General features: G+C 28.4%; 17 protein-coding genes. 14 read left to right on the top strand and 3 right to left on the bottom strand.

The annotated features are described in order from the left end of the window. Nucleotides 1-12: 12 nt before the first annotated feature. Complete coding sequence (locus tag CRV03_RS11685) at nucleotides 13-2,118, bottom strand: TonB-dependent siderophore receptor (RefSeq protein ID WP_258239080.1); 2,106 nt, start codon at nucleotides 2,116-2,118, stop codon at nucleotides 13-15. 169 nt (nucleotides 2,119-2,287) lie between these two features. Here CRV03_RS11685 and CRV03_RS11680 point away from each other — a divergent pair, with 169 nt between their 5' ends. From CRV03_RS11680 to CRV03_RS11650, 7 genes are all read left to right on the top strand, one after another. Next, the gene (locus CRV03_RS11680) at nucleotides 2,288-2,866 is read left to right on the top strand and encodes a hypothetical protein (protein WP_129085324.1); all 579 of its coding nucleotides are present in this window, start codon (nucleotides 2,288-2,290) and stop codon (nucleotides 2,864-2,866) included. A 93-nt stretch (nucleotides 2,867-2,959) separates the two neighbouring features. Then, nucleotides 2,960-3,706, top strand: a complete 747-nt coding sequence (locus CRV03_RS11675) for a DUF3450 domain-containing protein (RefSeq protein WP_164968661.1) — start codon at nucleotides 2,960-2,962, stop codon at nucleotides 3,704-3,706. Next, nucleotides 3,706-5,022 (top strand): MotA/TolQ/ExbB proton channel family protein, encoded by a 1,317-nt coding sequence (locus tag CRV03_RS11670; RefSeq protein ID WP_129085322.1) that lies wholly within the window; start codon nucleotides 3,706-3,708, stop codon nucleotides 5,020-5,022. Before CRV03_RS11675 ends, CRV03_RS11670 begins: the two co-directional genes overlap by 1 nt. Nucleotide 5,023: 1 nt before the next feature. Further along, complete coding sequence (locus CRV03_RS11665) at nucleotides 5,024-5,542, top strand: MotA/TolQ/ExbB proton channel family protein (protein WP_129085321.1); 519 nt, start codon at nucleotides 5,024-5,026, stop codon at nucleotides 5,540-5,542. 1 nt (nucleotide 5,543) lies between these two features. Beyond that, on the top strand, nucleotides 5,544-5,948 hold the full coding sequence (locus CRV03_RS11660) for a biopolymer transporter ExbD (protein ID WP_129085320.1): 405 nt from the start codon (nucleotides 5,544-5,546) through the stop codon (nucleotides 5,946-5,948). A gap of 1 nt (nucleotide 5,949) precedes the next feature. Further along, entirely contained in the window at nucleotides 5,950-6,576 is a 627-nt protein-coding gene (locus tag CRV03_RS11655; RefSeq protein ID WP_129085319.1) for an energy transducer TonB, read from the top strand. Between the two features lie 99 nt (nucleotides 6,577-6,675). Continuing rightward, nucleotides 6,676-7,758 carry a lipopolysaccharide assembly protein LapB gene (locus CRV03_RS11650; protein ID WP_129085318.1) on the top strand — a complete coding sequence of 361 codons (1,083 nt, stop codon included), beginning with the start codon at nucleotides 6,676-6,678 and terminating at the stop codon, nucleotides 7,756-7,758. Here CRV03_RS11650 and CRV03_RS11645 read toward each other — a convergent pair. Then, nucleotides 7,755-9,821, bottom strand: a complete 2,067-nt coding sequence (locus tag CRV03_RS11645; protein ID WP_129085317.1) for a PAS domain-containing sensor histidine kinase — start codon at nucleotides 9,819-9,821, stop codon at nucleotides 7,755-7,757. The two genes, CRV03_RS11650 and CRV03_RS11645, sit on opposite strands and share 4 nt — an antisense overlap. Nucleotides 9,822-9,979: 158 nt before the next feature. On the opposite strand from CRV03_RS11645, the gene CRV03_RS11640 reads away from it, so the two are divergent. Next, a complete protein-coding gene (locus CRV03_RS11640; protein ID WP_129085316.1) occupies nucleotides 9,980-11,779 on the top strand; it encodes a PAS domain S-box protein in 1,800 nt (599 codons plus the stop codon). Here the strand turns inward: CRV03_RS11640 and CRV03_RS11635 are convergent. Further along, nucleotides 11,776-12,753 carry an AraC family transcriptional regulator gene (locus CRV03_RS11635; protein WP_164968660.1) on the bottom strand — a complete coding sequence of 326 codons (978 nt, stop codon included), beginning with the start codon at nucleotides 12,751-12,753 and terminating at the stop codon, nucleotides 11,776-11,778. The two genes, CRV03_RS11640 and CRV03_RS11635, sit on opposite strands and share 4 nt — an antisense overlap. A gap of 122 nt (nucleotides 12,754-12,875) precedes the next feature. On the opposite strand from CRV03_RS11635, the gene CRV03_RS11630 reads away from it, so the two are divergent. The 6 genes from CRV03_RS11630 (at nucleotide 12,876) to CRV03_RS11605 (ending at nucleotide 21,558) form a co-directional block, all read left to right on the top strand. After that, the gene (locus tag CRV03_RS11630) at nucleotides 12,876-14,975 is read left to right on the top strand and encodes a TonB-dependent receptor (protein WP_129085314.1); all 2,100 of its coding nucleotides are present in this window, start codon (nucleotides 12,876-12,878) and stop codon (nucleotides 14,973-14,975) included. A gap of 94 nt (nucleotides 14,976-15,069) precedes the next feature. Beyond that, nucleotides 15,070-16,860, top strand: a complete 1,791-nt coding sequence (locus CRV03_RS11625) for an ABC transporter ATP-binding protein (protein WP_129085313.1) — start codon at nucleotides 15,070-15,072, stop codon at nucleotides 16,858-16,860. After that, nucleotides 16,853-18,631, top strand: a complete 1,779-nt coding sequence (locus CRV03_RS11620) for an ABC transporter ATP-binding protein (RefSeq protein ID WP_129085312.1) — start codon at nucleotides 16,853-16,855, stop codon at nucleotides 18,629-18,631. Before CRV03_RS11625 ends, CRV03_RS11620 begins: the two co-directional genes overlap by 8 nt. Further along, complete coding sequence (locus CRV03_RS11615) at nucleotides 18,628-19,866, top strand: MFS transporter (protein ID WP_129085311.1); 1,239 nt, start codon at nucleotides 18,628-18,630, stop codon at nucleotides 19,864-19,866. The genes CRV03_RS11620 and CRV03_RS11615 overlap by 4 nt, the downstream gene beginning before the upstream one ends. After that, entirely contained in the window at nucleotides 19,835-21,013 is a 1,179-nt protein-coding gene (locus CRV03_RS11610) for an MFS transporter (RefSeq protein WP_129085310.1), read from the top strand. The genes CRV03_RS11615 and CRV03_RS11610 overlap by 32 nt, the downstream gene beginning before the upstream one ends. Further along, nucleotides 21,007-21,558 (top strand): manganese efflux pump MntP family protein, encoded by a 552-nt coding sequence (locus tag CRV03_RS11605; RefSeq protein ID WP_129085309.1) that lies wholly within the window; start codon nucleotides 21,007-21,009, stop codon nucleotides 21,556-21,558. The genes CRV03_RS11610 and CRV03_RS11605 overlap by 7 nt, the downstream gene beginning before the upstream one ends. Nucleotides 21,559-21,590 lie beyond the last annotated feature (32 nt).

Below are 21,590 nucleotides of genomic sequence, written 5' to 3'. Positions count from 1 at the left end.
TAGCTAATTATTTTAGAAAGTGTATTTATAAGTTAATGTTGCATTTCTTGGCGTACCATAAATCATAAGGTTATTTCCAATTCCTTCATAGTACTCTTTATCAAAGATATTATTTACATTTAACTGAAGACTAGAGTTTTTGTCAATTTTATATGATGCCATAGCATTTGCAAGTGTAAATGCATCTTGCGTAATCTTTTGAGCATCTGAACCAGTATAGTATTTACTTTTATAGTTTAGCCCTGCTCCCAGTTGTAACTTATCCATTGTATATTTTGCAAAAAGATTTGCAGTTGTTCTTGAAGCTTTAGTATTAAACTTATTACCTTCTGCATCCTCAGCTTTGAAGTTTGCAACTCCCATACTTAAACTAAAGTTATCAGTTACTTGACCATGAATATCAAACTCAAAACCTTTACTTGTAACTCCCTCAACAAATGTATAAGGTTGATAACCATTTATTTGAGCTCCATCACTTTCAGTACCATCTTGCTCAATTCTAAATACAGATAAAGAAGCATTTAATTTACCATCAAAATACTCACCTTTAATACCCGCTTCATAGTTTTTACCTTCTAATGGGTCTAAATAATTTCCACTTCTGTCTTTTTTATCATCTGGCTTAAAGATACTTGTGTAACTTGTATAAATAGAATGATTTTCATTTAAGTCATAAACTAACCCTACATAAGGAGTTAATTCATTATCAAACTCTCTATCGTTTACTCCACCATCTTCTGTATATTTCCAATTTGTAAGTCTTGCTCCAGCTATTAATTTTAAATCTTCCATTAAAGAAAATTTACCAACTAAATAAGCAGCTGTTTGTTTAATCTTATTTGGTGTTCCTGAATAAGAAGTAAGATTATCAAAACTATCTAAATTGATATTATTAAAATTAATTAAAGGATTTGCTAATGAAGATGCTCCTCCACCAGAACCCTTTTGATTATCATACTTTTTACTATCTGTATTATATGTATATCCTAAGATTACTTCATGGTCTAAATTTGCAAGATTAAAAGGAACAGATACATAAGCATCAATATTGTTCTCTTTTTTATAATCCTCATTTTCATAAGCAGAAATACTTCCAATTCCTACTCCTGTAGCTTTATCAACAGTTCCACCAAAATATAATAAGTTTGATTCACTTTTATATCTGTTATGAGATAAAGATAAATTAAACAGTATATTGTTTGCAAAATATTGTTTAAAGTCTACAAAAACACCCTTTGTTTCAGCATTCCAATATGTATCTTTATTTGAAACAATATCAGAAGTATCAAAGTTAGTTCTAGAACCGTCAGAATAAAAAGCAGGTAAACCTCCCCATCTAATACCACTTCTATCTAAATCTTGATAATTTGCACCAAATGATAAAAATGAACTATCAGATAAATCAACATCAACTACCCCATAAAGAATTTTATTCTCTTTTTCATAATAGTCCATATATGAGTCATTATCTTCATATTTTGCAATCAATCTTCCTCTTACAGAACCACTTTCATTTAGTTTAGAAGATACATCTACCATCCCACTATAAGAATCAAAAGAACCAGTTTTTAATGTAATATCAGCTGCAAACTCTTTACTCTTAGCTCTTTTTCTAATAAGATTTATACTCATTCCAGGATTTCCAGCTCCTGTTAATAAACCATTTGCACCCCTTACAATCTCTACTCTGTCAAAGATAGAAAGGTCTAAATCTCTTTCATCATAACTAGTATAAGTTGGCATTCCATCAACTTTATAATAGTCAATTGTAAAACCTCTTGCACTTGAGTTTAATCTTTCATCCCATCTACTCATTGAAACTCCAGTAACAGAAGCTAAGATTTCTTGATAAGAAGTAATTCCTAAATCCTCAAGTTTTTGGTGGGTAAATACACTTACAGATTGAGGTGTATCTTTTAGTGATAAACTTAGTTTTGTAGCAGATTTTGTTGAGTCTAGTGTATAAGAGTTCGTTGATTCAGTATCACTAGAACTTACAACATCTACTGTTCCAAGAGATGTTTTAGTTGTATCATTTTCAGCTGCGAATACTGAACCATGGATTAAGAAAGCTGCACAAAGTGACAGCCCTAATATTTTTTTATTTCTTATTTTCACAATATTTCCTTTATTGATAGTAATTATTAAAATTAAGATAAGCGAATTATTTCCTATTTATTCTTATAGAAATATTACAAAGAAACCTTACATGATAAGCAAAAAATAACATTAGTTAAAATCAATTTTGTACACACACTTTTCACATCTTTTTTTTATAGAATTAGAAATGGAAAATTTTGATATAGATAATAATTATTATATGAGAAACAAAAAAATAGATAACTCAACTATTGAAAATATTTGCAAATGCTTTGGGGAAGACCTTACTGCAAGTGAAGCCTCGATGAGAGTAAATATCAGTAGAGTCACTATAAATAAGTACTATAAACAACTTCGTACATATATTACAAATACTCAAGAGATTTCAAATAAGCAAAAACCAAAACATTGTTATATTAAATATTTTACACTCAATAAAAACTTTGTATTTTATATAGAGTATGACAATAAAACTATTTTGCTTAAGGATTGTAACTTTCCAATTGAAGAGGAAGTTAAAAATAGTTTAATCAGAAACAAAAAAATCAACTGCGCAAAACTACTACTAAATAAAAACAATAATAAATATATTGTTCTAGGTTATATGAATACAAAAAATACTCTAAATGAGTTTATTAATACTAGACTAAAAAAGTTTAGAGGGATAAATAAAACAAATATTGAAACTCATATAAAAGAATCAATTTTTAGATTTAATAACTCTAACTCTTCTGTATTCACAAATTTAACAACAGTTTTCTTATAGCATAATTTTATAAATTATTTATGTAATTTTGTATAAGTTTAATTTTATAATAAAATGATTATAATTCTCAAAATTAATACTAAAAGGGTAGAAATGAATAAGTTATTTAATACTATTTTATTTTCATTAGTCTTATCAACTTCTCTATTCTCTAACGAGATAGACAAATCGCTAGATATAATAGAAAAGACAAATAACAAACTAAAAAATTATCAAAATAAAATAGATAATTTAGAGTACCAAAGAGAAGAGCTTCTTAGCAAATATAAATATACAAATGCTGAACTAAAAAGTACTAGAGTATACAATGAGCAACTAAGAAAAATCCTTCAATCACAAAAAGAAGAACTTAGCAATATCAATCAACAAATTGTAGATATTGAAAATACTCAAAAAAATATTTTCCCTCTTATGTTAAACATGGTTGATAGCTTAAAAAAACTAGTTCAAATGGACACTCCTTTCTTACTTGATGAAAGAACAACTAGAATCGAAAACATAGAAAAAAGCCTTGATAAAGCAGATATTAAAACAGCTGAAAAATATAGAATTATTTTAGAAGCCTTTAAAATTGAGTATGACTATGCAAATAGTATTGAAACATACCAAGACAAAATTGATGCTACTACATATGATTTTCTTAGACTTGGAAGAACAGCTTTATACTATCAAAGTTTAGACCTTAAAACTTATGGATACTGGAATAATGAAACTAGATCTTGGGTTGAAGTAGAAAGTTCAAATGCAAAAGCGAATATCAGAAAAGGTATCAAAATTGCTAAAAAACATCAAAATGTTGATTTCCTAAATCTTCCATTCTTAACATCAAAGGATAACTAATGATTAAATATATATTAGCAACACTATTAATTATAAACTCAAGTTTTGCCCTTGATTTAGAAAATTTACTACATAGTGTAAAGCAAACATCAAATAAAGAAATCATTGATGAGAAAAAAAGACTAAAAGAGTTTGTTGAAAATAAAAACCAACAAAAAGCACTTTTTCTTCAAGCAAAAAAAGATTTAAAACTAGAAAATATTGAAACAAAAAGACTTAAAAAACTTATTGAAGCAAATGAAGAAGTTCTAACTTCAAAAGAAGCCGAACTAAATGTAAAGATTGGTGATTTAGGTGAGATGTTTGGAAGTGTAAGACAAACTTCAGCAGACTTTTTAACAAACTACCAAAGAAGTTTTACAGCATCAGAGTTTCCACAAAAAGAAGAGATTTTCACAAAATTCTCAAACTCTAAAAAACTTCCTACAATCGAAGAGTTAACTTCTTTTTGGCACACAATGCTAGATGAAATCATTCAAAGTGGACAAGTATCAACTTATCAAGCAAATGTTATTTTACAAAATGGTGAAAGAAATATTCAAGATGTAACTAGAGTTGGTGTATTTTCAGCCTTCTCAAATGGTAACTTCTTAAAGTATTCAAATGATATAAACTCATTAATTGAATTATCAACACAACCATCATCAGCATATACATCAAATGCACAAGATTTTGAGGAAAGCTCAAATGAAATAAAATCTGCACTAATTGACCCAACAAGAGGAACTCTTTTTGAAATGCTTGGTAACAATCCAACAATCATGGATAGAATTAACCAAGGTGGAATTGTAGGATATATTATTATTACTCTTGGTGTTTTAGGTTTATTATTTGCAGCATATAAAATTGTGTTTTTAAATCTTATTCATACAAAAATCAAAAAACAACAAAAGAATTTAGAAAACTACGATGATTCAAACTCTTTAGGAAAAATTGCAGGAGTATTTTATAAAAATGTAAATGACTCTATCAATGACTTAGAAATCAAAATTGGTGAAGCAATTTTAAAAGAGACGAATCATATCAAAAAAGGTCAAAGCTTTGTAAAACTTCTTGCAGCTGTAACTCCATTACTTGGATTACTAGGAACTGTTACAGGGATGATTGCAACTTTCCAAGCTATTACTTTATTTGGTACAGGTGACCCAAAACTTATGGCAGGTGGAATTTCAACTGCTCTTATTACAACTGTTTTAGGTCTTGTAACAGCTATTCCATTACTTTTTGCATATACATATATCTCTTCAAAAGCTGAAGCTATTGTATCTGTATTAGAAGAGCAAAGTATAGGAATGTTAGCAAAAACACTTAAATAACATGATTGATTTATATATAGATAACTTCTTTAACTTTTTTGACAAAGGTGGTTTTGTTTTATATATCGTATTTGCAATTGCCCTATTTCTTTGGGCATTGCTTATTGAAAGATATATTTACATTAGCTTTGAATATAAAAAATATGCAAAAGCTTTAAAGCAAGATTTATCACAAAAACAATTCAATCAAAAGTTTAAAGAAGAGATAAAAAAGTATTTAATTGAAGATTCAAATATCAAACTAAAATCAGGTCTTAGTTTTATCAAGACTTTGATTATTGTTTGTCCATTAGTTGGTTTATTAGGAACTGTTACAGGAATGATTGAAGTATTTGATGTAATGGCACTAAATGGTACTAGCAATGTAAAATCAATGGCAAATGGAGTATCAATGGCAACAATTCCAACAATGGCAGGAATGGTAGTTGCACTTAGTGGAATACTATTTGAGAAAAAATTAGAGCTATCAATAAAATACCATACAGATAAATTGTATTTAGAAATATCAAAGGTTTTATAAGATGAGAAGATTTTCACAAAAAAACAATAAAGAAGAGACTGAAATAAACTTAACACCAATGCTTGATGTTGTTTTTATTATGTTAATTTTCTTTATTGTTACAACCTCTTTTGTAAAAGAAGCAGGTATAGAAGTAAATAGACCAAGCGCAAAAACAAGTCAACAAAAAGCAGAAGCAAATATTTTAATAGCTATTAAAAATAATGATGAGATTTGGATTGATAAAAGAATGGTTGACATAAGAGCAGTTAGGTCAAACATAGAGAGACTAAAAGCTTCAAATACTCAAAGTAGTGTTGTAGTTCAATCAGACAAAGATGCTAGAACTGGTGTACTTGTAAAAGTCATGGACCAGGTAAGACTAGCTGGTATTACAAATATTTCTATTTCTACACTAAAGAACTAAGATGAGAATATTAATAGCTGTATCCGTATCTCTTGTTATCTCAATTGCGATGTTTGTGTTAATGCAAAAAATGACATCAACTCAAAGTGAGCATATAAAAAAAGAAACAAATCCCGTTCAGTTAACTTATTTAAGAGATAAAAAAGATACGGTTATTGAAAAGAAAAAAAGAGTTAAACCAAAAGAGCCTATTAAAAAAGTTGAGCCTAAAAAGCTAGAATTAAAAACAAAATTAAATCAACAACTAAATAAAAACGTAAAAATCAAGCCTTTAGATATTAGCCAAAATATTGATATCTCATCAATAAACTCTTTATCAGGAGCTAAAATAAATATTGGTTCAAATCTTTTAGATGCAAATATGTTAAATGCCCTAAAAAGAGTAAATCCAAGATATCCAAGACGAGCAAAAATAAGAAGACAAGAAGGTTTTGTACAACTAACATTTAAAATCGATTCTGGTGGTTTTGTATCAGGAGTTCAAGTTGTTGAATCAAACCCAAAAGGTGTATTTGAAGATGAAGCAGTAAAAGCAATAAAAAGATGGAGATTTAGACCTTCAAAAAATGATGTTGCAGGAAGCTTCAAAAATGCAACAATTACATTTAACTTTAGATTAGCAAGGTAGGAAATGATGTTAAAAAAAATATTGTTAATAATGTTCCTTTGTTTTTATACTAGTGCATTTGCCAAAATGCATATGTCAAAAAGTACATATAATAGCTTAATGAAAGCACAGAAACTAATAGAAAAAGATGATTATAAAACATCTAAAAAGATACTAGAAGAGTTGCTAAAAAGTGATTCTAAAAATGATTATGAAAAGTCATATATTCTACAAACACTAAGTAATATTTATATTCATGAGGACAACTATAAAAAAGTTGCAAAAGCTTATAAGCAAATCATTAAATATAATGCCTTTGAAAAAGATAGTATTGATAAAATCAAGTTCTCTTTATCAAAGATTTACTTATCACTAGAAAAATACAAACCTAGTATCAAGCTTTCAAATGAGCTTTTAAATAGTAAAGTTTTAAAGAAAAATGATGTTTATGAAACACTGATTTTGGCTTATTATTATGAGAAGAAATATAAAAAAAGTATCAGCTACTCAAAGAAATATTTCTCTTCTAAAAAAGAGATAAAAGAGTCATGGTATAAAATTCTTTATTCTTCTTATGTTGAAATCAAAGATTATAACAATGCCATAAAAACTATGGAAATCATGGTTAAACTTTTTAGTAAAAATGAAAGTTATTGGGTTCAACTTGCTTCTTTATATCAAGAAAAAAATAGACTAAAAGACTCTTTAGCAACATTAGAATTAGCCTACAAAAATGGTGTATTAAAAAACAAAAACAATATTTTATATTTTATAAATATCTCTTTACAAAATGGTGTTTATAAAAAAGCAAATGACTTACTTACAAAAGCTGTAGAAACTGGATTAGTAAAAGAAGATAAAAAGATATTTGAATTACTTGTTTCAACACATGTAAATGCAAAAGATATTGACCTAGCAATCAAAAAAATCAAATCTTCTGAATATGGAAAGGAGAATAAATACAAACTTATTCTTGCAAACTTATATTATCAAAAACAAGAATTCAAAGATAGTATTGCTATTTTAGATACTATGAAAACAAAAAGAAACACTAAAACTGCTGGAGAAAAAGAGCTTTTAAAAGCCTTATGTTTTTATGAATTAGATGACAAAAAAACTTCTATCAAAATTTTAAAACAAGTAGTTAAAAACCCTTATCAAAAGAAAAGAGCAAGAAGTATTTTAAAAAGCCTTGAGAGTTAACTCTCAAAGCTTATTATAAAACTAGTATTATCTTCTTGACACTTAGCGTTTAACTTTCCACCCATATTTTTTTCAATAATCATTTTTGACATATAAAGTCCAAGTCCTGTTCCCTTTGAATTAAACTTTGTAGAAAAATATGGTTCAAAAATCTTTTCTAAAATCTCTTCTTTTATAGCTCCACCATTGTTTTTTATTTCTATGATAATTTTTTCAGCTTTATATACTTTTATCTCTATAAATGGATTTTCAGTCTTATTTTGAAGGATTGCATCTTTTGCATTATTTAAAATATTTATCAATACTTGTTCTAGTTGACTTTTGTATGAATTTAACTCTAGGCTATCATCAATATCTAGTTTTAACTCAATCAAGTTATCCTTTAATGCACTTCCAACTATATTAATAGTACTTTTTATTGCACTATGTATTTTAAACAACTCTTTATTTTTTGTAGGTGTAAAAAAGTCTCTAAAATCATCTATTGTTTTAGAAAGATACTCTATTTGATTTTGAAGTTTAGAAGAGATTTCATCTACTTTCTCTTGGTCTAACTGTCCATAGGCAAACTTATATTTTAAGTCTGTAGATACTAGGTTTAAAATATTTAATGGTTGTCTCCATTGATGTGCTATATTTGAAAGCATTTCACCCATTGAAGCTAATTTTGATTGTTGGATTACTAAATCTTGCTGTTGTTTTATTTCTGTAATATCTTTTGCTATAAGTAATACTTTGTTTTGTTTTTTTATTTTGATTAAATTTACAAATAAGATTAGACTCTTATTTTTTATAGGCAAAATAAACTCAAACCTTTGTGTACTATTTTTTAAACTATTTTCAAAATTTGAAATAAACTCTTCACGCCCTACTTTTAAAAACTTATCAAGCTTTTCATGTATAAGCTCTTTTTCTTCAAAACCTGAAATATCAAAGGTAGCTTTATTTGAAAACTCAATAACTCTATTTTTATCTAAAATCATTACCATATCATTTGTAGTATCTAAAATAGTAGTAAACTTTTCATTTAATATATTTAGCTTTTTATTTAACCTTTTTGTATCATTTAAATTTTTATATAAGTTTTTTATTATCTTTAGGATAAAAAAACCAACAAGATAAGTTAAAGATAAAACCAATAAAGAAGTAAATATATACTGTAGGTTTTGACTTCTATTTAAACCAGTTAAATACTCTTCTTTAGGTTTTAATATCAAAATAGGTTCATTTGCAATAGGAACATCAAGTTTTCTTGAAATAAGAGTTCCACTTGTATAGTTTTTGTTTGTTAAAACCTCTTTATAGTTTTCATACTCTTGCTTAAAATTATAAGGCTTTTCTAAAAACAATCCCCAACTTCTTTTTTCATCATAATGAATCAAAGTATTACCATCTTTATCAACTAAAATCATGTTGTATAAAGTAATATCTTCAAAAGCTTTTAAAAACTCATCCATAAAAAAGTTTATGATTAGAATCCCATCAAATTCACCCTTATAAACAATTGGTAAAACTGCTCTTAAAGTTGGTTTATAAGGTTTTTCCACTTGTGCATTTTCTATATTTAAATCAAGGTTAGAAAACCAAACCTTTGCAGTGGGATTGTTTTTTGAATCAATAAAATAGTATCTATCTGATTTGTTTTGTAAGTTTGTTGATAAAAAGCTTTTAGTATTTTCTGATTGTTTATCAACCCTTACAATTTCATTTCCATTTTTGTCAATATATCTCAACTGCATAAAACTTGAATGAATATTTGAAGTTAACAAAAACATCTTTTTTAAATGCTCTAAGTTCTTTTCATTTGGTTCTTGTAAATACTTAGTAAAAACTTCTGTAGTACGAAGATTTTTTAAAACAAGTTCAGACCTATCAATAAATTTCTGAAGAAGTTTTTCTCTTTCGTCTATTTGATCTTTTCCATTTTTAACTATGAGGTTATTTATACTATTGTAGAAAAATATTTTATCAATTGCGATAAAAGCAACAAGTATAAATATTGAATATAAAAATAGTATTATTCTTGTTTTTATATCTTTTAATTCGGAGTTTTTTTTTATCAAGTGGCATCTTTAAAATTAATAAATAGTAATATAATTGTACAAAAAAACATTTTAAAAAATTATTAATTTCCATTCCCTTGGAATCGGCTTGGTCTTTAATAAAAACTTAACTAAAACTTTAATAAAATCTGTAATTTTTTTTTATAGGTGTATAGAAAGTGTTCAATAAAAAATTCAATATCTCTTTACTTTATGTTGAAGATGATATTCATACAAGAGAAGAGTTATCTTCTATTCTATCTTATCACATAGATGATTTACATATTGCAGAAAATGGAGATGAAGGCCTTAAACTTTTTGAAGAGAAAAAACCCGATTTAGTTTTAACAGATATCAAAATGCCACTTTTAGATGGTATTGCAATGAGTAAAAAAATTAGGGAACTTGATTCTAATGCCAAAATTATTTTATTAACTGCTTTTAATGAACCTGACTACTTAGTTGAAGCTATAAAAATGCATATTGACTCATATATCACTAAACCTGTAAATATTCAAGAACTACTTGAAAATATTGAAAAGCTAACAACACACATTGAACTAAAAAAAGAAAAAGAGAATATTGGAAACCTTTTAGAAGAGTACAAAAAAACAGTTGACTTAAGTTCTATTGTTTCAAAAACCAATGCAAAAGGAGTTATCACTTTTGTAAATGAACAATTTGAAACAATTTCAGGATACAAAAAAGAAGAGCTAATAGGAAAATCACACAATATCGTAAGACATGAAGATACTCCAAGTGAAGTCTTCAAAGATATGTGGAATACAATTAGAGTTTTAAAAAAGCCATGGCATGGAAAGATTAAAAACAAGAAAAAAGATGGTAGTCCTTATTATGTACAAACTGTAATAAATCCTATTTTAGACATAGATGATAATATCATAGAGTTTATTGCTGTTCGTTCTGATATTACAGAACTAGAAGAGACAAAACTAAAATTAGAGCAAGAGTACCAAAAGACTTCAATAAAATATAATGAGGCTTCATCACTATCAAGAATATATGAAGATGCTTTTGATAAGAGTAGTATTATTCTTAGAGTTACAAGTGATATGAAAATCAAATATATCAATGATATGTTTTGTGAACTAACAGGATACTCAAAAGATGAACTTGTAGGAAAATCTTACTGGACTATGACACACCCTCAAACGCAAAAAGAGCTTTTAGAAAAAGCTTTTGTTTATGCAAAAGAGAATGGCGTATGGAAAGGTCAGTTAAAAGGTATTACAAAAGACAAAAAAGATATTCACTATATTTCAACAATAGTTGCAATTAAAGATGTAAATAATAACCTACTAGAGTATCTTGGAATAAGACTTGATATTACAAAAGTAATTGAACTACATGAAGAACTAGAAGAGACTCAAAGAGAAGTAATTTATACAATGGGTGAAATTGGGGAAACAAGGTCAAAAGAGACTGGTTTTCATGTAAAACGTGTTGCAGAATACTCAAAACTACTTGCTCTTAAATTCGGTTTATCAAAAGATGAAGCAGAGATTTTAAGACTTGCAAGTCCTATGCATGATATTGGAAAAGTTGGTATTCCTGATTCTATATTAAATAAACCAGGAAAGCTTACAGCCCAAGAGTATGAGACAATGAAAGAACACGCTCAAATAGGTTATGAACTTCTTAAAAACTCTACAAGAGATATATTAAAAGCTTCAGCTATTGTTGCGTATGAACACCATGAAAAATGGGACGGAAGTGGCTACCCTAGAGGTTTAAGTGGTGAAGACATTCATATTTATGGAAGAATTACTGCTATTTGTGATGTTTTTGATGCCTTAGCCCACGAAAGACCTTATAAAAAAGCTTGGGAACTAGATAGAATTATTGCTCTATTTAAAGAAGAGAGAGCTAAACATTTTGACCCTACTTTAATTGATTTATTCTTAGAAAACTTGGATGAGTTTTTAGAAATTCAAAATGCTTATGAAGGAAGAGTTTAATAATACTTCCTTCTTTTTACTAAGTCTTTAGGTAACACACCAAAATACTTAAAAAAAGCAGTTGAGAAGCTTTGCTGATATTTGTATCCAATTATTTTTGAAACTTCTGAAATATTGTACTCTCCAGTACTTAGTAAAACTTTTGCTTTTTCCATCCTAGTTTTTAAAACTAAAGCCCCAGGAGTTGTATCAAAAAGCTCTTTAAAACCAAACTTTAATTTAAACTCATTTATTGCTACTTTTTTACAAAGCTGTTCTAAACTATAAAATTCATCTGCTTTTTCTATTAACTCTTTTGCTTTGTATAAAGCAAGCTTATCCTCATAATTTATTTTTGAACATCCACAATCACATAAATTATTATGCTCATTTACGATAGAGTTCAACTCTTCATATATTAACTCAAAAACTTTACTTTGAATATACAGGTTATTTAATTCCCCTTCAAAAGGTGAGTTATATAGCTCTTTTGCAAGAGAAACAATCTTATAGTTTTGAAACTGTTTTTCAAAGGTTGTTGAAACATTGTTTCTATAGTTTTTAAATAACTCATCTGTGTTTTCAATTTTATTTAAAAAGTATTTCTCTAAAAACTCATCCCTTAAAATAAGGCATAGGCTATTATTTTTTGAGTTTTTATCAAAATCCAATACAGAATCATATTCATTTATATATTTAGTGATTATTCTATTTTCTTTTATATTCAAAGTTTTATTGTTACTTTTATCTAGATAGTTAAACTTTCCTCCTAAATTAACAACTATAGAAAGACCTGAGACAAAAGACCTAGAGCTTAATGTTAATCTTTCATTGAAACTAGTCTCTGTTTTAAACATAAGAATGTCTTTACTTACAATCTCTTTTTTACTTACGAAAGAACCAAGATTCTTAGGTAGCTTAAAATTTATTGTTTCGGAACTATTTGATTCAAGCATAAACTCATCAAAATTTTCAAGATTTACTTTATATGACATTAAAAATACCTTTATATTAAAAAAAAATCCTTTTATATTAACTTTTGATTTGTTTTTAATTATGATTATCATTATAATTCTAGCATTTTAAAACATAATACATAATAAGACAAGGAAAAATTATGAGAAGAACTAAAAAGCTAGTATTTTTATCTTTAGTTTGTAGTACTTTACTATATGCAAACAATACTAAAAATACAAATGCAACAAATCTTGATAGTATTACAGTTACTGCAAATAAAGTAGAAGAAAATATCAAGGATGTTCCCCAAAGTATCACAGTAATTGATGGTACAGTAATTGAAGAAAAAGGGATTAAAAAAATCTCTGAAGTAATCAAGGAAATCCCAAATATGAATTTTCAAAACTCTACAAATGGAGGAATGAGTTCTTTTAGAGGGCTAAATACTTCAATGTTTACAAATAACAATCCCGTAGTAATATATGTTGATGGGGTGCCATATTATGATAGAGTTGACTTTAATCCATCACTAGAAAATATTGAAAGAATTGAAGTATTAAGAGGTCCACAAGGTACACTATATGGTAAAGATGCAATTGGTGCTGTTATTAATATCATAACTAAAGCTCCAACAAATGAATGGAGCGGAAGTCTTCTAGCAGAGTATGGAAGTGACAACCTTTATAAAACTTCATTCAATACTAGTGGAGCTATTATTGAAAATAAACTTTTTGCAGGGATTAATGGTTCTTTTAAAAAAGAGGATGGTTGGATTACAAATAATTATTCAGGAATGGATGAAGATGCAAATAAAAAAAGTGATAGAAAAACAAGTGCTTTCTTACTTTTTGAACCAAATGAAAAATTCTCTGCAAAAATAACTATGACAAATAATTATGAAAAAGACTATTTTATGGATGGTTTTAGTGCTGACCCATCTATTGATATAAATAAACTAAAACGAGAAGATGCTGAAAATGTAAGTTTTGATGTTCCAGCTTACGAAAGAACAAAGGTAAAATCAGAGAATTTAAACCTAAGTTATGAGTTTGAAAAAATGAGACTTGAATCAATAACAACACATAAAAGAGTTGATTTTGATGGAGAGTATGATACTGATAATTTTTCAAATACACCAAGTGATGGATTAGGTCAGTTTAACTATACTGAACTAAAAACATGGACTCAAGAGTTAAGACTTTCTAGTAAAAATCAGGATATCAAATGGATTACTGGTTTATATTTTGATAAAGAAGATAGATCGCAAGGTCCCTATGGAGCAGAACAACTATATATGGGAGGAGTTTTTACAGGGGATGCTAACTCTAAAGCAAACAGTAAGACACAAGCTATTTTTGGACAAACAATGATTCCTTTAGGTGAAGACTTTGAGTTAACTTTAGGAGGTCGATACCAAAAAATAAAAAAAGATATTGATGTAACAGCTAAATCTAGTTGGTCAGGTATGGCTAATCCTGATGTTAATTACAAGGATGAAAAAACTTGGAATACATTCTTACCAAAGCTTGCATTAATGTATCACATAAACAATGATACTACAAGTTATATCTCTGTTTCAAAAGGATATATGCCAGGAGGATTTAATTACTACCCTTCTAGTGATGATAGTTCTCAAAATAGCTTTGAAGCACAAAAATCAACTAACTATGAAATCGGTTTAAAACACTTAGGTGAAGACTATGCTATCAATTTTGCAATTTTTAAAATGGATATAAAAGATATTCATGTTTACAAACAACTTATGGGAGGAACTGTATTTGCTACAAGTAATGCAGAAAAAGCCCACTCACAAGGAATTGAGCTTGATGGTTCATACTATATCACAGACAACTTACAATTATCAGCAGCCTTTGGTTTAATAAATGCAAAATACGATGAATATGATAATGGAACAAGAAACTATGATGGAGAAAGAATAGAAGGAACACCTAGATATACAGCAAGCCTTGGTCTTGCATATATGCAAGAAAAAGGTCTGTATGGAAGACTTGATATTCATGCTCGAGGGAAAACAGCTTTTATTGATGGAGCAGATAATGACAATTTAGTTGAAGCAGATGGAGGAATCACTTCTAATATAAAAGTTGGTTACAAAACAAAAAGCTTTGATGTATTTAGTTATATCAACAATATAACAGATGAAGATTATGTAAGTTCATATATGTCTAAGCCCGGTACATCTTGGGTTGGATTTAATGAGCCTAGAAGATTTGGAATCGGTATTAAATATAGTTTCTAATCAATACCTCCTATAAAAATCATCCCACATAACTAATAGATATTGATAGGTTTATCAATATCTATTAAGCTCAAAACAATCTTAGGAATCAATAATGAATAAACAAACAAATAAAAAACATGGACTATGGGCTATTATGAAACCTGTAATGTTTGAGATACGTTTAGCAATGCTTTTAGCAGCAATTGGAAGCTTATCTTTAATTGCTACACTTATCATTTTATCTTTAACTTTAACAAATATTATGCAAGGCACTCCCCTAGAAATCTTTGATATAAAACTTGACCTTGTAAATACAATTGTATTATTAGCAATAATGACAAGTATAGCTTTTGTATCAAGATTTTATGCTTTTGTAGTTTCTCACTTAGGAGCATTTAGATTAGAACAAATTTTACGTACTAAACTAGCCCAACATTTAGCAGAAGTTCCTTTGGGATATATTATTTCAAATGGTTCTGGAACACTAAAAAAAGTAATGCAAAATGATGTTAGAAGTTTACATACTTTTGTAGCGGACAGTGTTCCTATGATAGCAAAAAGTGTACTTGCTCCTATTACAACACTAATAGTTCTATTTATAATAGATTTTAGACTAGCCCTTGCTAGTATCTCTATTTTAATTCTTGGTTGGCTTGCTATGGCTTATGCTATGAGAGATTCAAAAGAACTAAGAGAAAAATATGACCAAAGCCAAAGTGATATCAATAAAGCAGTAATTGAGTTCGCACAAGCTATGCCAGTAGTAAGAACTTTTGATGATGGAACAAGTTCTTTCAAACGATATAATAACTCACTTCATGCATATAAAGAGAACTTAAATAATTGGATGAAAATAAGTGCAATTCCTGCAAAACTAGGAATGATAATCTTAAGTCCACTTCCTACACTTTTAGCCGTTTTATTTACAGGAGTTATTCTTTTAAACGCTGGGTCATTAGAACTTTTTGCTTTAATTTCTGCACTTTTTTTAAGTACTGGTATGGCAGATGCCATGATGCCTTTAATGTGGCTTCAAAACTTTATCAAAAAATCTCAAGCCTCAGCATTAAAGATTCAAGAAGTATTAGATATCCCTACTTTGCCTGTATCTAAAAATGTACAAACTCCAACAAGTTTTGATTTAGAGTTTAAAGATGTATTCTTTAAATATGAAAATGTAGAAAAAAACTATGCTCTAAAAAATATAAACTTTAAAATAGAAAGTGGAAGTGTCACAGCTTTAGTAGGTCCAAGTGGTGCAGGAAAAAGTACCATTGCAAAACTTATTCCTAGATTTTGGGATGTAAGTAAAGGAGAGATTTGTATAGGAGGAGTAAATATTAAAGATATAGAGCCACAAGTTTTAATGAATACTGTCTCTTTTGTATTTCAAGATACCTTTCTTTTTCAAGACACAATCTACAACAATATTAAAATAGCAAATCAAAATGCAACCAAAGAAGAGGTAATAAAAGCAGCAAAAGCAGCCCAAATACATGATTTTATTGAAAGCCTTCCAAAAGCTTATGAAACTAAAGCAGGAGATAGAGGAACAAACCTTTCAGGGGGACAAAAACAACGTATCACAATAGCCCGTGCAATTTTAAGAGACACTCCTATTGTAGTACTTGATGAAGCAACTGCTTTTGCAGACCCAGAAAATGAAGAAGAGATAGTTAAAGCCTTAGCAAACCTAACTGTAAATAAAACAGTTATTATGATAGCTCACCGCCTTTCAACTATAAAAAATGCTGACCAAATAGTAGTGTTTAACCAAGGAGAAATAAGTGAAATAGGCAAACACGAAGAGCTATTAGAAAATAAATCTATCTACAAAAAGTTATGGGATAACTATGAAAAAGCAAGTCAATGGAACTTAGAAAAAGGAAAAGAAAATGAATAATGAAAAAGTATCTTCATTTAAAGAATCTTATGAGACAACTATCAATATAGCAGGAAAGAACGATAGATTAGTGAAAAGAAGTTTTTTATATTTTATTCTTGCTTATGTTTTTCAAGGTTTAGCTTTTGCTCTATTTTTCCCTTTATTAAATAATATTTTTACAAGTGAATTTAGTATAAAGAAAAGTCTATTTTGGCTTGGAGCAATTTGCATACTTAGTTTAATCTCTTTCTTTTTTCGGTGGTTAGGTTCAGGTTTTCAATACTCAAAAGATATTGTACAAATAACCCATGAACTAAGAATAAAACTTGGAGAAAAAATAAAAACTATGCCTCTTCAAAATCTATACAAATATAGAACTGGAGAATTAAACTCTATTTTAGCACAAAATGTTGATGAATCAATTCTTCATATGGGAATAGTTTCAGGAATGTTTTTTGAAGTTCTTATTGTGCCTCTTGTGATAATTTTAGCAACATTTTTTATAGACCCTAGTATGGCATTAGCTCTTCTTATTGCTATTCCTTTTGCTATTCCTGTTTATTATTGGAGTAGAAAAAAAACAAAATGGGATAAAACAGAAGGAATAAAAGCTCATGCAAAACTTGAAGCAGATACTATTGAATATATTCAAGGTTTACCTATTTTAAGAGCTGTAAACCAAGTAGGTGAAAATGCACAAAACCTTCAAAAATCTATAACTAATTTAAGAGAAGTACAAAAAAAAGGTGTTTTTGCTTCTACTCTTCCAATGATTATAATGAATACTCTAATTGAGTTTTTGTTTTTATTTGTTCTTGTTTTAGGAAGTATTTATATTACTAATGAAGAGTTTAGTATAGGAGCTTTAATTGCTTTACTTATTATTTTAGGAAGACTATCTGAACCTTTAGCAAACTTTTTAGCAGTTGCAAGTGTTTTAGATATTATGGAAGCTTCTTTTAAACATATTCGAAAACTTTTAGATATAAAAGAGTTTTTTATAAAAGAACCAAAACAAAAACCTAAAAAATTTAATATTAACTTTGAAAATGTAGATTTTGCTTATGAAGGAAATACAAAAAATAGTTTAGAAAGTTTAAATCTTGAAATCAAAGACAACTCACTTACTGCAATAGTTGGACCATCAGGAAGTGGTAAGACAACAATTACAAAACTAATTATGAGATATGATGACCCACAAAAAGGTCTAGTAAAAATTGGTGACGTAGATATTAGAAGCATGAAGCAAACTACTTTAATGAGTTATATCTCTGTAGTATTTCAAGATGTCTATTTATTTGATGACACTATTTTAAATAATATTCGTATGGGAAAACCAAAGGCAAGTGATGAGGAAGTATTAGCTGCTTCTAAAGCTGCATTTTGTCATGAGTTTGTTTCACGTCTTCCCCATGGATATGAAACAAAAGTTGGGGAAATTGGTGGAAGTTTAAGTGGAGGAGAACGTCAACGTATTTCTATTGCAAGAGCTATTTTAAAAGATGCACCTATTGTAATACTTGATGAACCCACCTCAGCACTAGACACAGAAAGTGAAGTAGCTGTTCAAAATGCTTTAGATGAACTTATCAAAGACAAAACTGTAATTGTCATAGCCCATAGACTTTCTACTATTGCCCATGCTGATAATATCCTAGTAGTAGAAGATGGTCATATTAAAGAACACGGTACCCACCAAGAATTATTTAACAAAAAAGATAAATATTATGCCATGTTCCAAGCGCAACAAAGAGTAAAAGAGTGGGATGTAAAAAGTAGTATCAAATGAAAAAAAAACTAACTTGGAATACTATATTTTTATTGTTTAGTCTTTATACTACTCAATTCTTAGGTTTAGGCTTCTTTATTGAAGCCTTCATTGGGATTTTAAGACAAAATGGAGTTTCATTAGAAAACCTTGGTTTTATATACATGCTAGGTCTTTTTTGGGTATTTAGGTTTTTATGGGCTCCATTTATAGATAAGATATACTTTAAAAAAATGGGGCATTATCGTGCTTGGATTCTTATTTTCCAGTCACTGATGGTTATTACACTTCTTTTTATTGCTTTATTACATATAGATAAAAATCTACCTCTAATAATAATTCTATCTGTATTTTTCGCTTTTTTTGCAGCATCACAAAATATTGCTTTAGATGCCTTTGCATTTAAAGTAACCTTTAAAAGACAACGCTCTTTAATAAATGGAATTAAAGCTGCGGGTGGACTTATTGGAATGATTTTAGGTGGAGGCTTTGGTTTAATTCTTTATTCAAAATTAGGCTGGCACCCTACTATGTTTATTATGGCTATATTAACAGCAATCTCTCTTATTCAAATATTTATTTATTCAGAACCAAAGATGAAACATGCAAACTTTATTGAGAAAGTAGATTATAAACAATATCTTACTTTTTGGAAAACAAAAGAAAAAAAACTATGGTTTATTTTACTTTTCCTTTATCCAATAACTATCTCTTCAGCTTTTGGAATAACTACTCCTTTACTAGTTGATTTAAATTGGAGTTTAGACAAAATAGGTTTTGCTGTTCACATTGTAGGTTATGGAATAGGTTTTTTAGCCTCATTTGCCACTTCCTTTTTAATAAACAAATTTGGAAGAAAAATCATCTTGATAGTTGCAGCAATAGGACAAATAGTTGGTATCTTAATGCTATTCTTAATTTTTAAATACCATGAAAATGAGTTCCTTGTGATGTTTATTGTAGGGTTTATATTTTTATTTTATACTCCATCACAAGTATTAATGACAACCTTAATGATGGACTTATCTTCAAATAAATCTCCCGCCTCACAATTTGCAATACAACATAGTATTTATATGTTCTCTGGAATTTTCTTTAGCTCTATGTCTGTTTCTTTATCAGGTGTTCTAGGTTATGAAAAGGTAATTATAATTTGTGCCTTTATAGGCTTATTCTCTATTTATTTTTCTACAAAAATTGAATTTATTTTAAAAAGGAATAAAAATGAAAGAAATCAAGCCTTTAATGGCAGTTAATATTTTATGTGTATCTTCTATGATGGCTTTTTTAGCTGTCGTAGGACCAATAATTAGAAAGTTAAATCTACAAGAGTGGCACGCAGGACTTATGGTCGCTCTTGCAGGAGTTGCTTGGGTTTTACTTTCAAGATTTTGGGGTAAAAAAAGTGATTATTATGGAAGAAAAAATATTCTAGTCTTTACAATATTTGGATTTTTTCTTTCTTACTTATTTTTAGCAGGCTTTGTAAACTATGCCATGATAACTCCACCTACTGTTATTATTTCACTTAGTGCTTTAGTTTTTGCCAGAGTTATGATTGGAGTATTTTATTCTGCTATTCCTCCTGTTTCAAATGCTTTAATTGCAGATAAAGTTGAACCTAGAAAAAGAACTTCTTATATGGCAAGCTTAGGAGCAGCAAATGGAATCGGAATGATTATAGGACCAATGGCTGGGGGAGCACTTGCTATATATGGATTAACTACACCTTTATATTTTGCAGCTATTTTGCCTCTAGTTGCTGTTGTAATTATATACTTTAAATTAGAACCAAGTAAAAAAAGAGAAAAGACTCAAGAAAAACCTATTCATTTTTTAGATAAACGATTAAGACTTCCTATGATAACTTCATTTTTTACTATGTATAGTATCGTAACCTCACAAGTTTGTATTGGCTTTTTTATACTTGATAAATTCTATTTAGGAGAGATTGAAGCAGCAAAAAGTACAGGATATATTTTAGCCGTTATTGGTGTTGTTTTTATAATAACACAAATTGCTGTTTCAAAATTAAAAAATATTTCTTCTTATACTTGGCTAACACTAGGCTCAATTCTTTGTGCTAGTGGTTATTTTTTAGTTAGCATTATTACAACACAACTTCAACTAACAATTGCATTTAGTATTGGAACTGTTGGCTTAGGAATGTTAATGCCTGCATTTTTAGCAATCACTGCAAATAGTGTGCAAGAACATGAGCAAGGAGTTGCAGCAGGAACAGTTTCTGCTGCACAAGGATTAGGAATAATTATAGGACCATTATTAAGTACATTACTTTATGAAATAAAACCTGAAATACCTTTTTTATTTTCAGCAGTTACTTTTTTACTTTTGACTATAATTTCACTTTCTTATAAAAAAGAGGACCTTATAAAATGTTAGAAGTTATTATCTTAAGTATTGCACTTAGTATGGATGCATTTGCTGTTTCTATTGGTTTAGGAATAAAAAACAAAGAAAAGATAAAAAGCCTTGCAATTGTTGCAGGTTTATATTTTGGTATCTTTCAAGCTTTAATGCCATTTATTGGTTATGCAGGTGGTGTTGGTTTACAAGATATTATTGGTGGCTATGATTTTTGGATTGCCTTTATTCTTTTACTTATAATTGGTGGAAAAATGATTTATGAAGCCTTTTCAGAACCAGTTGAAGAAGAGATAACAAAAGTTTCACACAAAATATTATTAACCCTTGCTATTGCTACAAGTATTGATGCTATGGCAGCAGGTTTTTCTTTACACTTATTTAATCTAAATGTATATTTATCATTAGCAATTATTGGTATTACTACTTTTATCTTTAGTATTTTAGGTGTTTACTTAGGAGTAAAAGGTGGAGCAAAATATGAAAGTAAAGCCGAAATTCTGGGTGGAGTTATTCTAATCATCATTGGATTTAAAATTCTATTACAAAACCTATTAGTTTAAAAAAGAAAAGAGGCTTTGCCCTCTTTTTATTT

The organism is Arcobacter sp. F155 (assembly GCF_004116455.1).
GTDB lineage: Bacteria > Campylobacterota > Campylobacteria > Campylobacterales > Arcobacteraceae > Halarcobacter.
The sequence above is the reverse complement of the archived record's forward strand: the minus strand, read 5'-3'. Positions and strand labels throughout refer to the sequence as shown.